Here is a 12,143-nt window from a genome sequence, read left to right as displayed (position 1 = left end):
TCCAGCGGCTTGCTTACGACAACGCGGCGTGCGGACGTGGCGGAATTGGTATACGCAGCAGACTTAAAATCTGTCGCCCTCGGGATTACGGGTTCAAGTCCCGTCGTCCGCACCACGGATGCTTTGCGTCTCGCGGCAGGCGCCGTCGGCCATGGCTGCACCGGCCCGGGCCGGCCGACGATCCTCTTCGATGAGGCGGCTGGCCTCGAAATGCATCTATGCCGGCTCCGGTGATACTGTACCGCGTCAATTCACCGCAAAAAATCATCTTGTATTAACTAATATTTCATTTGTTTCTGTGGGGGCAGTTTGTGGTGGTTTTCTGATCGAAATTCGGTAGAATCCATGCTGTCGGACATATTCGAGCAGGAGACGTCGCAATGGCGCCTTACAAGAATGAATTCGGCGTAGCTCTCCACCAGATCGAGGGTCCACGTCTCGACATCACCCTGGCAGAATTCGGGGACAGCATGCTGCACAGGCTGCAGCGGCAGAATTCGGCGCTCGAAAAGCTCCGCCAGGCCCTCGACGACGACTGCTGCGACGATGCATCTCCCCGGAGGGTCACCCAGTCCTGACAGCGGCCATGGCGTTGGTTTTCGTCATCGGACAGGCCAGGCACATGGCGGTCTCGACGAGTGTCGCTGTGCCAAGTCGCCGATAACCGAAAGGCGGTAACTCGGCTGGATAATGGTCGTTTGCTGCGAGGACCACGGCTTGGACTGCGACGCGATGGCGGTTTCAGCGGTCGCCATAAAATCCCTCGCTGAAGGGACCCATTCCCGTTTCGCCGCGATCAGCGCTCTGGCCTTTGGTGCGATCACCGGACCAAGCCGCGCGGTCGACGAAGGTCGTCGCGCGGCTCTCCATGCGTCAGATCAGATTGCGAGCTTCGCCGCGATCTCGGCGATGTGCTTACCCTGGAAACGGGCACCGTCGAGCTCGTTCTCGCTCGGCTGGCGGGAGCCGTCGCCGTCGGCGATGGTCGTCGCACCATAGGGCGACCCGCCGGTGATCTCGTCATTGCGGATCTGACCCTGGAAGGAATAGGGCAGGCCGACGATGACGAGGCCGTGGTGCAGCAGCGTCTTGTGGATGGAAAACAATGTCGACTCGTTGCCGCCGTGCTGTGAGGCGCTCGACGTGAAGGCGCCGCCGACCTTGCCGATCAACGCCCCGGTGAACCAGAGTCCGCCCGTCCGGTCCCAGAACGAGCCCATCTGCGAGGACATGTTGCCGAAGCGCGTCGGCGCGCCGACGATAATGGCGTCGTAGTTCTTCAGATCGTCCGGCTGTGCCTCGGGAAAATCGTGGTCCGTCTTGAAATGGGCCGCGGCCACGACCTCGGGCGGCGCTGTCTCGGGCACGCGCTTGATGTCGACCGCCGCGCCAGTGCTTGCCGCACCCTCGGCCACCGCCTTCGCCATGGTCTCGATATGACCATAGCTCGAATAATAGAGTACCAGTACCTTTGCCATGATGTCCGCCCTTGTCGCTTCGTGGGTCCCAGATCTCGGGAATGCCCGCATAGACATACGAGGCGCCATGCGTTGGGAAGACGGCGATGCCCGGACACACCGTCCACGCAGGCGGGACAGTCTCGGGCGCCCCTCCCGGCTGGACAGTCCCGACCCGACCACCCCGGCTTGCCTTTTCCGGTGAATGCGCGATCTAGTTCAGCCGACGAATAAGCCAGCACCAGCCAGCAAAGACCCCGCCGTCGGCAAGGTCTGTCGATGCGACGAGGTCAAGACATGACGCAACCCATGACGCCAACGACGGCCGCAATGCTGGCGATCGGGGACGAGATCCTTTCGGGCCGGACCAAGGACCGGAACATCGGCCACCTCGCCACCGTGCTGACCATGGCTGGAATCGATCTGAAGGAAGTGCGGATCATCGGCGACGACCCGCATCTGATCGCCGACACGCTGAACACGCTCCGCCGGAGCCACGACTTCATCTTCACCTCCGGCGGCATCGGGCCGACGCATGACGACGTGACGGCCGAGGCGGTTGCGGCAGCCTTTTCGCTGCCGCTGATCGAGCATCCCGAGGCCGTCGCGCGCCTGGAAGCCTACTACGCGGGGCGTGGCCTCCCCTTCACCGATGCGCGGCGCCGCATGACCCGCACGCCCGAGGGCGCCAGCCTGATCGACAATCCGGTCTCCATGGCGCCGGGTTTTCGGATCGACAACGTCTTCGTCTTCGCCGGCGTGCCGGCGGTTTTCGAAGCCATGCTCGGCAATGCCCTTCCGCAACTGCCGGCGGGCCAGACGATCGCCAGCGTCAGCGTCGAATGCCCATTCGGCGAGGGCGATATCGGGGATCCGCTCGCCGCGATCCAGAAACTTCATCCGGGCGTGGCCATCGGCTCCTATCCGCGCTTCGACGGCCAGGGCTATTCGACACAGATCGTGCTGCGCTCGCGCGACAACGACAAGCTCGTCGCCGCGACGGCGGCGGTCGAGGCGCTGATGGCGGCGATGTCCGGGAGGTGACGCGTCCCGACTTGCCCGCTCGACCGTTGCGGTCTATCGCGGTGGCCCGCTCGTCCTTTTGCAGGAGTCTGCCATGTCGGCCGCCGAAAAATCCTTCCCGGTCTCATGGGACCAGTTCCACCGCGACGCACGGGCCTTGGCTTGGCGCCTTGCCGGCATCAGGCCGGAATGGAAGGCAATCGTCTGCATCACGAGGGGCGGACTGGTGCCGGCGGCGATCATTTCGCGCGAGCTCGGCATCCGGCTGATCGAGACGGTCTGCATCGCGTCCTACCACGACTATGCCGAGCAGGGTGAGCTGATGGTCCTGAAGGAAATCAGCCCCGAACTCGTCGAGGACGACGGGGAAGGCATTTTGATCGTCGACGACCTGACGGACACGGGCAAGACCGCGAGTCTCGTGCGCGCCATGCTGCCCAGGGCGCATTTTGCCACCGTCTACGCCAAGCCGAAGGGCCGGCCGCTGGTCGACACCTTCATTACCGAGGTATCGCAGGACACCTGGATCTATTTCCCCTGGGATCTCGGCCTGACCTTTCAGGCGCCGATCGCCAAGGGCACGGCGGGCTGACTGCCGGCCCCTTCCGAGTCCAGTCAAGGCTGGCCCGATCCGGCGGTGCGGCATCGAGCGCGCCGATGTCTCGGCTCACCCATTTGCGGAACTCTTCACGCTCGGTGCCGCCCTGCAGCGACAGGCCGCGGATCGCCTGCGCGCCGGCAGGCTCATCCTGACGCGGTGCTCCATCTCCTGAACGAGGCGTGCCACCTTGGGCAGCCTCGTCGGCAGCTATGCGTGTGAAAGTCCGTCACCGGCGGCGCCAGTCCCTGAAGATACCTGGCGACAGGATCAGCGATTCGGTCGAAGACCTTCCGGCGGCGAATCGAGAAGCGCCGGGCGCCATGTCCGACGAGCCGTCGGCGCTCATCGTCCGACTTCCCGGAATCCCGGATGCAGGTGCGGTTCTGCCTTGTCCCGCCTTGACAGCATCAAGGCGCCAGGACGCGCAGAAAACGCCATTTGGCGGCCCGTCGACTGCGTGCGCAACCATCGACAGGGTGTCCCCGCCACGACAGGTACGGCGTCATCCTCGGTTCTGCCCACTATCCACAAGCGCGGCTTATCGCGCGGCGCTATTTCGAAGGCGCGACCGCATCGCCTTGACCCTTCCGTCGGACTCGCCCTAGCCTCGGACTCACAGCGTTTGCAGGGGTTTTGCCGCTTCCTTGGCACGCCGGAGCACGCCAAAAACCCGCGCCGGAGCCTCCGCAGAAAGTTTTCCAGGCCGCGGAAAGACTCGCTTAACCCTCCCGATCATACTATATCTAGCGTCAGCATCAGGCATGCACACAACATGTCGTCATGGGGCGAAGTCACGGGAAAACCTCGTGTCGGACTCTCCGAGGCGACGAGAATCGCCCCGCGCCAATTACCCCGCCAGCTTTCCAAGGACCCGTCCCATGGGCATGAAAATCGATCGCCGCTACACCAAGGCCGGTGAAGGCGCCTATGCGAGCGTCGCCTTCCGTCAGGCGACAAGCGAGATCCGCAATCCCGATGGCTCGGTGGTCTTCCGCCTCGAAGGCATCGATGTTCCCGCCCAGTTCAGCCAGGTGGCCTCCGACATTTTGGCGCAGAAGTACTTCCGCAAGGCCGGCATTCCGGCGCGGCTGAAGCGCGTCGAGGAGAACGACGTGCCGTCCTGGCTCTGGCGCTCGGTCGCCGACGAGGTGGCCCTTGAGGCGCTGCCGGAAAAGGAGCGCTACGGCTCGGAGATGGACGCGCGGCAGGTCTTTGACCGGCTCGCGGGCACCTGGACCTATTGGGGCTGGAAGGGCGGCTATTTCGCCGCCGAAGAAGACGCGCGCGCGTTCATGGACGAACTCGCCTTCATGCTGGCGACGCAGAAGGTCGCGCCGAATTCGCCGCAATGGTTCAACACCGGCCTGCACTGGGCCTATGGCATCGACGGCCCCGGCCAGGGCCATTTCTACGTCGACTACCTCACGGGCGAGTTGACCCGCTCGACCTCGGCCTACGAGCATCCGCAGCCGCATGCCTGCTTCATCCAGTCGGTCGCCGACGATCTCGTCAACGATGGCGGCATCATGGACCTCTGGGTGCGCGAGGCGCGCCTGTTCAAATACGGCTCGGGCACCGGCTCCAATTTCTCGCGCCTGCGCGGCGAAGGCGAGCGGCTGTCGGGCGGCGGGAAATCGTCGGGCCTGATGAGCTTTCTGAAGATCGGCGACCGCGCCGCCGGCGCGATCAAGTCGGGCGGCACCACGCGCCGCGCCGCCAAGATGGTCGTCGTCGACATTGATCACCCCGACATCGAGGCCTACATCTCGTGGAAGGTGAAGGAGGAGGAAAAGGTCGCCGCCCTCGTCACCGGCTCGCGCGTGGTCTCCAAACACCTGAAGCTGATCCTCGCCGCCTGCGTCGACGGACCCGAGCCCGAGGAGGTTCGCTTCGACCCGATGCAGAACCCGGCGCTGAAGCGCGCCGTCAAGGACGCCAAGCGGAGCCAGGTACCCGAGAACTACATCAAGCGCGTCATCCAGTTCGCTCGGCAGGGCTACACCGACATCGACTTCCCCGTCTTCGACACCGACTGGGATTCCGAAGCCTATCTGACCGTCGCCGGCCAGAACTCCAACAATTCCGTCCGCGTCACCGACGAATTCCTGCGCGCCGTCGAGGATGACGGGCCGTGGAACCTCACCGCCCGCAAGGACGGCCGCACCGTCAAGACGCTGCAGGCCCGCGACCTCTGGGAGCGCGTCGGCTATGCCGCCTGGGCCTCGGCCGATCCCGGCATCCAGTTCCACACCACCATCAACGACTGGCACACCTGCCCGGCGGCCGGCGAGATCATCGCCTCCAATCCGTGCTCGGAATACATGTTCCTCGACGACACGGCCTGCAACCTCGCCTCGCTGAACCTCCTGCAGTTCCGCGAAGAGGGCGGGCGCTTCGAGACGGAAGCCTTCGAACATGCGACGCGGCTGTGGACGGTGGTGCTCGAGATCTCCGTCCTGATGGCGCAGTTCCCCTCCAAGGAGATCGCCCAGCGCTCCTACGACTACCGCACCCTCGGACTCGGCTTCGCCAATATCGGCGGCTTCCTGATGACCTCCGGCATTCCCTACGACTCGGCCGAAGGCCGTTCGATCTGCGGTGCCGTCTCGGCGCTGATGACGGGCGTTGCCTATGCCACCTCGGCGGAGATGGCCGAAAAGCTCGGCACCTTCCCCGACTACGAGCGCAATGCCGACCACATGCTGCGGGTGATGCGCAACCATGCCCGTGCCGCGCATGGCATCGCCAACGGCTATGAGGGCCTCGCCGTCGAACCGGTGCCGCTCGACCATTCCTCGCTGAAGGACAAGCGCCTGTCGGGCCGCGCCAAGGCGGCGTGGACCGAGGCGGTCGAGCTCGGCGTCAAGCACGGCTTTCGCAATGCCCAGGTCTCGGTCATCGCGCCGACCGGCACGATCGGTCTCGTGATGGACTGCGACACCACCGGCATCGAGCCCGACTTCGCGCTGGTGAAGTTCAAGAAGCTCGCCGGCGGCGGATACTTCAAGATCATCAACAATGCGGTCCCCGCCGCGCTGCGCACACTTGGATACTCGGAAGCCGAGATCGGCGAGATGGAGGCCTATGCGGTCGGCCACGGCAATCTCAACCAGGCCCCGGCGATCAACTCGGCCTCGTTGCGCGCCAAGGGTTTCGGCCCGGCCGAGATCGAGGCGCTGAACACGGCGCTGAAGAGCGCCTTCGACATCAAGTTCGCCTTCAACAAGTGGACCCTCGGCGAGGAGTTCTGCAAGAAGACGCTCGGCATGACCGACGCGCAGCTGAACGATTTCGCCTTCGAAATGCTGCCCTTCCTCGGCTTCTCCAAGGGCGACATCGAGGCCGCCAATGTCCATGTCTGCGGCGCCATGACGCTCGAGGGCGCGCCGTTCCTGAAGGACAAGCACCTGCCCGTCTTCGATTGCGCCACCCCCTGCGGGCGCATCGGCAAGCGCTACCTCTCGGTCGACAGCCACATCAAGATGATGGCGGCCGCCCAGCCCTTCATTTCCGGGGCGATCTCCAAGACCATCAACATGCCCAACGACGCGACCGTCGAGGACTGCAACGCCGCCTACATGCTGTCGTGGAAGCTGGCGCTGAAGGCCAACGCCCTCTACCGCGACGGCTCGAAGCTCTCGCAGCCGCTGAACTCCTCGCTCATATCAGACGATGTCGACGACGAGGAGGATCTCGTCGCCACCGCGACCGAGATGCTGATCGCCGCTCCTGCCGCGGCGCGTGCGGCGGAAGTCGCCGAGCGCATCGTCGAGCGGATCGTCGAGAAGGTGATCCGCGACCGCGAGAAGCTGCCGAACCGGCGCAAGGGCTACACCCAGAAGGCGATCGTCGGCGGCCACAAGGTCTACCTGCGCACCGGCGAATACGACGACGGCCGCATCGGCGAGATCTTCATCGACATGCACAAGGAAGGCGCCGCCTTCCGCGCGATGATGAACAATTTCGCCATCGCCATCTCGCTCGGCCTGCAGTTCGGCGTGCCGCTGGAGGAGTATGTCGAGGCCTTCACCTTCACGCGCTTCGAGCCGGCGGGCATCGTCCAGGGCAACGAGGCGATCAAGAACGCCACGTCGATCCTCGACTACGTCTTCCGCGAGCTGGCCGTCTCCTATCTCGGCCGGCACGACCTTGCCCATGTCCAGCCGGAAGATTTCGGCACCTCGACCATCGGGCGCGGCGTCGAGGGCGACAAGCCCTCGCCGGTGAGCCACGGCATGGTCCGCGGCCAGACGGCAAAGTTCCGCCTTGTCGGTACCGGGGAGCCGGCCGGCTCGCTCGGCACGGCTGCGCCGAAGGGTGCGACGCCCGCCACCGCCACCATCCTGCGCGGCCCTTCGGCCGGCAGCGCGGCACCCCTGCCCGCTGCCGTGGCGCCCGCCGCCTCGCCGGCACCCGCCGCTCCGGCGGCCAATGTGACGTCGCTGTCCGCCCGCAGCGGTGCGGGCGCAGCGGCCTCGGGCAAGCTGGCCACGGCCTTCAAGCGCGACTTCGAGCCGCTGACCCAGCCCGCCCCGATTGCCGACGTCTCGCCGGCGCAGGGACTGTTCGACAGCCCCCTCGCCTTCCCCGCCTCGGATCGCGACAAGGCCCAGGTCGAAGCCGCCCCGCGCCCCAGCGCCAACGAGCGCCGCGCCGAAGCGATGATGAAGGGCTACACCGGCGAAAGCTGCTCGGAATGCGCCAACTTCACCATGGTCCGCAATGGCACCTGCCTGAAGTGCGACACCTGCGGGAGTACATCTGGGTGCAGTTGATTGTTCCGTTTGTTCTGTCGGCATACCCAATGTTGTAAATTGGGGGCCAAAGTTGTAAATCGGATGGGAAAGTTTCCCTGTAACGGACTATGTTCCTAGATCTCAGCGGCACGCTGATTTGCCTCAGGGCACAGAAATGACCCCGTCGTGGCACCGTAGGTGTGCCGCAGTTGGAGAGAGCTCCTAGAACCTCCCCAAATACTCAAGACCTGCGCGCCGCCCGGCGCGCAGGAATGCAATCAGGAACAAACGAGCAACTCGTATCGTGCCTCGAGTGTCCGGCATGAACGATCCGCTAGGCACAGACGCCCATGCGGCCGGACTCAAACGGCAGGAGAGCCACCATGGCAAACAACTGGAAGCATGACCGTGCGAAGGCGGCCATCGATGCCCGTATCAAGGACGTCGAGACGGTTACCATCGTGGACTACAAGCGTGAGACTTCGCTGGAGTCGGTCCCGACCAACAAGGCGTACCGGATGGACGCAGTCCACCTCTACGTCGACATCCGGAACTTCGGGGCCATCCTTTCATCGACCGAAGTCGACGGCGTCACGGCCCACAAGCGTGCCCTTCGCTTCCTCGACCTCCACCAGCGCGCTGTCCACCGCATCCTGCGAAAGACCGACACGCGTCGCGTCGACTTTCACGGACAGCGACTGCATGCCGTCGTGGCGAAACCTTATGGCGGGGCCGATGAGGCCACGCGGGTACATCGCGCTGTCGCGATCGCGCAGCTCGTCATCGACGTCTTGGCCGAGACCGGCGACGATGACCTGAACATCCCCGACGCAGAGGTCCGCGTTGGGATCGATACGGGCCGCGCTCTGGCCGTCAACAATGGCCGAAGCGGATACCGCGAGCCGCTCTTTCTCGGAAGGCCGGCGAACCAAGCCGCCAAACTCGCATCCCGGGACGGTGCCGTCGGGATCTATCTGACGAACGAAGCCCGCCTCGCAATCGGCCTCGACGAGGTAGACCGAGACGACCTCGCGACCACACCTCTCAGCTACGGCGAGATCGAGGCCTCGGTCGAGACCGCGGACCTTGAGGTATCGAAGGACGAAATCGTCAAAGGTTGGCGAAAGGACAACGAGGACCACCCGATCGGGTCCTTCGTTTTCTCAAGGACGACACCGCCGATCCGGCATCTCGACATCTCGTCGCTCACGCCGGGCAACTCCCGCCGCATGGAGACGGTCTCGGTCTACGCCGACATCGACAACTTCACCGCCTACGTCGACGCACATATCGAGGACGATCCAGAAGACGTCGTCCGCTGCCTTCATGTCATCCGCGCCGAGCTCGACCGCGTGCTTACGTCCGACTTCAACGGGCGCCGCATCCGGTTCATCGGGGACTGCGTCCACGGCCATTTGTTGGAGGGAACTGCGGCCACGACGGACGCGGTGGCGACAGTGTCCACGGGGGCCATCTGTGCCCGGGCGCTCCGGAGCAGCTTCAACCTCGCGCTAGAGCGTCTCGCCGACGCCGGAGTTGAGACGGACGACCTAGGTCTCGCGATTGGATTTGAGTACGGCCAGACGGCGATATCGAGACTCGGCATTCAAGGCTCGAGAACGCGCTCCTCAATCGGGCGCACCGTCATCGGCGCAGAGAACGAGCAGAAGCGGTGCGACGGGTTGGAGACCGCGATCGGTAAGGCCGCATACGACGAGGGCCCGGGATCTGTTCGCACGCTCTTCGGAACTGGCCGCCTGAAGCCCGGCCTGACTTACGACGTCGTGATGGCTAGCCTCGAGGCAGATAACAACGCTGCGGCAAAAGCCATTCGCGCAGCGAGCATTGTCATGGCAGCACCCGCGGCTGCCCGTGCTGCCGAAACTCCGTTCAGACCATATGCCGGAGATGGAGGCTGAACATGACGCCCCTCGACCTGGTAAAACAGGTCGCAGCGGCCAACGACGGGACCGTCATCGACGAGGGTGGGAACGGAGTGCGGATCGCGGTGCGGCCGACGCTCGATTCTGGGGCGCCGCCTCCGACCTACCTGATTGAAGTGTCGGCGATCGGCGGGGCGCTCCGAGTCCAGGAGTGTGGGTCCCACCGGCTTCCCGCGTACTGCCCAGAGCGGCATCTCAACTCCGACGGATCCTTCTGCCTGCATTGGGCGGAGGAAGAGCCCCTCGGTTTCGGGACGGAGGACGACATCATGCTCTGGTGGGGAAAGCTTCTTGCTTTCCTTCGCCGCCAGATAGCCGTCGACAGCCTTCGTCGCTGGCCGGGCAAAAGCGACGCCCGCGCCCATGGCCCGGAAGCCGCCCGAGGCCAGGCGTCGGCCGAGCGGGCTGCGACGGCGCTCGGCAAGCGTTTCACTTCTGCAATGGACGAGGGCCGCCTGTCCACGAAGCGTTCTCGGGTCGCCGGGAACAAGAGAGTCCGCCTTTTCCTCGACGGGCGGCGCCTTACGTCAGTCGACGTCAAAACGAAAAGTGTCCTAACCCTTCGATCACGATGCCCATGTGACCGACAAGGCGGGAGGCCCCTCCCCATTGTTGCATGTGCCGACCATGCGGCCGCGCTTGCGACACTGGCGCTGTCGTTGGAGCGCTGGGCGGCAGCCGAACGAAAGTTCTTCGAATTTGCCGCCTCGTGCGGACATGAATGCTGCGGGTCGGTCGACGGCTGTCCTTTGCCTTTGCCCGAGCAAGCCAAAAGACAGGCAGCCTGAGAACCATGGCCAAGGACGATCAGCAGGAAAGCTACGAGAAGATCCTGTCAGCTCACCATGGGCGGATGATCGATTTCGTCAAATTCGCCGAGACCAAGAACGCCGCCCTCCTGACGTTCTGTTCTGTCTGGATCGGTGCGATCATAGGGCTACTGCGAGCACCTACGGCACTGCCGATGGGCTACGATCGGGTGTTCCTCTACGTCCTGCCCCTGCTCGCCGTAGCGGCGCTTCTGTCTCTGAAATCGTTCTTGCCACGGTTCCTGCATCACCACCACAAGGCCGAGGGGGACGGGCGCAACCTCCTATACTTCGGCGACATCGCCAAGATGAAGCCGGAGCAATACGGCCAACGTGTCCGCGAACGCTACTTCCCGCCGGAGAATACGTCCTTCACAGAACGCTACTTCGATGACCTGACTGTTCAGATCACGGTCCAAAGCCAGATCGCCGACCGGAAGTTCAAAGCCTTCACCCGGGCCGCGTGGCTTGTGCTCGTGGCATTCGCCCTTCAGACGCTCCCGATCCTGCATGCGCTCGCATCGCTCGGTGCGAGGTATGGAGTGGCTAAAGGGTGGCTGTAGCCAGTGCCACGCGCTGTCTCTAACTTTTGCCGAGGGCAGATGCCCAGCCGGAGTCAGCCGTTTCGATCCCGCCCGTTCTGCCCGGCGCCCGGCACTTCCGGAAGCCACCTCTCCCGATGGACGACCCAGTTCTCGTATGTCGGCGCCAGATCCGTCGGCGCGGCGTCGAGGCACCCGAAGCGGACCTCGAGCTCGCCGTTGCCCTCGACGCTGAAGAGCCTCTAGCCGCAGGTCGGGCAGAAGTGGCGGTGGACGAAGTCGTCGGGCCAGCCCCAGGTCTCGCCTGTGACCGTGACAGCCGCTTCATTACGGCATACTCACGCTCACCCTCCCCGCCACGGCTTCTTCCGAACCTAGCTGTCGTTCGTCGGGCGGCCTCTGCCACCGCGGCGGGATCTTGCGCCTGCACCTCGGCTCCCATCATCATACGGTAGTGAGCGTCGTGGCGACGCGACGCACCGCGTGGACGCTCGACGGCATCGTCGAGAGCCTTCAGGATGGCACTCGCCTCTGCTGCATCTACGACTCCGCGGAAGGGTCTCCACATGCTCGTCGAAAAGTCCGCCAACGACCTGAGGACGCTTGGAGCGGGGCTCAACTGCCTGGACATGCCGCGCGACGTCATCGACAGGATCAACGAGGGCGTGAGACGCGGGCACTCCAAGCGCCCGGATCCGGCGGACCTGAAAGAGGTGCTGGATCTGGACCTTCTGAAAGCCCGGGTGCGAGTTGGAGGCTTACCGCTTCGACGCCGAAGGCGGGAATCGGCGCCGCCATTGGGAGACCGACACAATGTCGAAATCGCCCTGATAGGCGGCACTTACACCGACGGCGAGGCGGTTGCCGCACTACGGTCTTTTTGGTGCCGGCATCAAGGTCGGCTGCGGTCGACAAATCCCGAACGGGACCCGCGATGCGACGGCTGGGTCGCCGTCTACCCTTTTGGAATGTGATCCCCTGACCCTCTGCTTGCAACGGGTGATCCAGAGAGCGGGATGTTGATTTCCACCC

General features: G+C 64.4%; 10 protein-coding genes and 1 tRNA gene. 9 read left to right on the top strand and 2 right to left on the bottom strand.

Translation table 11 applies throughout. The features are described from left to right. The first annotated feature begins 30 nt into the window (after nucleotides 1-30). Nucleotides 31-115: transfer RNA gene (locus Sa4125_RS09230), tRNA-Leu, on the top strand. Here Sa4125_RS09230 and Sa4125_RS24175 read toward each other — a convergent pair. After that, nucleotides 94-216 carry a hypothetical protein gene (locus Sa4125_RS24175; protein ID WP_267461366.1) on the bottom strand — a complete coding sequence of 41 codons (123 nt, stop codon included), beginning with the start codon at nucleotides 214-216 and terminating at the stop codon, nucleotides 94-96. The two genes, Sa4125_RS09230 and Sa4125_RS24175, sit on opposite strands and share 22 nt — an antisense overlap. Before the next feature lie 164 nt (nucleotides 217-380). On the opposite strand from Sa4125_RS24175, the gene Sa4125_RS09225 reads away from it, so the two are divergent. Then, nucleotides 381-578: a hypothetical protein gene (locus tag Sa4125_RS09225; RefSeq protein ID WP_224006256.1), complete on the top strand. Its 198-nt coding sequence runs from the start codon at nucleotides 381-383 to the stop codon at nucleotides 576-578. A 300-nt stretch (nucleotides 579-878) separates the two neighbouring features. On the opposite strand, the gene wrbA is transcribed toward Sa4125_RS09225, so the two are convergent. Then, nucleotides 879-1,478, bottom strand: a complete 600-nt coding sequence (gene wrbA / locus Sa4125_RS09220; RefSeq protein WP_224006254.1) for an NAD(P)H:quinone oxidoreductase — start codon at nucleotides 1,476-1,478, stop codon at nucleotides 879-881. Between the two features lie 276 nt (nucleotides 1,479-1,754). Here wrbA and Sa4125_RS09215 point away from each other — a divergent pair, with 276 nt between their 5' ends. The 7 genes from Sa4125_RS09215 to Sa4125_RS09185 all read left to right on the top strand — a co-directional run bounded on the left by Sa4125_RS09215 (nucleotide 1,755) and on the right by Sa4125_RS09185 (nucleotide 12,085). Further along, the gene (locus tag Sa4125_RS09215; RefSeq protein WP_224006251.1) at nucleotides 1,755-2,501 is read left to right on the top strand and encodes a competence/damage-inducible protein A; all 747 of its coding nucleotides are present in this window, start codon (nucleotides 1,755-1,757) and stop codon (nucleotides 2,499-2,501) included. 73 nt (nucleotides 2,502-2,574) lie between these two features. Then, complete coding sequence (gene gpt, locus Sa4125_RS09210) at nucleotides 2,575-3,072, top strand: xanthine phosphoribosyltransferase (protein ID WP_224006249.1); 498 nt, start codon at nucleotides 2,575-2,577, stop codon at nucleotides 3,070-3,072. 893 nt (nucleotides 3,073-3,965) lie between these two features. Next, nucleotides 3,966-7,856: a vitamin B12-dependent ribonucleotide reductase gene (locus tag Sa4125_RS09205; protein WP_224007689.1), complete on the top strand. Its 3,891-nt coding sequence runs from the start codon at nucleotides 3,966-3,968 to the stop codon at nucleotides 7,854-7,856. Between the two features lie 344 nt (nucleotides 7,857-8,200). Further along, nucleotides 8,201-9,736: an adenylate/guanylate cyclase domain-containing protein gene (locus Sa4125_RS09200; protein ID WP_224006246.1), complete on the top strand. Its 1,536-nt coding sequence runs from the start codon at nucleotides 8,201-8,203 to the stop codon at nucleotides 9,734-9,736. Between the two features lie 2 nt (nucleotides 9,737-9,738). Next, complete coding sequence (locus tag Sa4125_RS09195) at nucleotides 9,739-10,548, top strand: E2 domain-associated cysteine-rich protein (protein WP_224006243.1); 810 nt, start codon at nucleotides 9,739-9,741, stop codon at nucleotides 10,546-10,548. A 5-nt stretch (nucleotides 10,549-10,553) separates the two neighbouring features. Next, nucleotides 10,554-11,132, top strand: coding sequence for a Pycsar system effector family protein (locus Sa4125_RS09190; RefSeq protein ID WP_224006240.1), 579 nt, complete (start codon nucleotides 10,554-10,556; stop codon nucleotides 11,130-11,132). 545 nt (nucleotides 11,133-11,677) lie between these two features. Then, on the top strand, nucleotides 11,678-12,085 hold the full coding sequence (locus Sa4125_RS09185; protein WP_224006237.1) for a hypothetical protein: 408 nt from the start codon (nucleotides 11,678-11,680) through the stop codon (nucleotides 12,083-12,085). Nucleotides 12,086-12,143 lie beyond the last annotated feature (58 nt).

The organism is Aureimonas sp. SA4125 (genome assembly GCF_019973775.1).
Taxonomy (GTDB): Bacteria; Pseudomonadota; Alphaproteobacteria; order Rhizobiales; family Rhizobiaceae; genus Plantimonas.
Note: the sequence above shows the minus strand (reverse complement) of the source record. Positions and strands in the feature narration are given on the sequence as shown.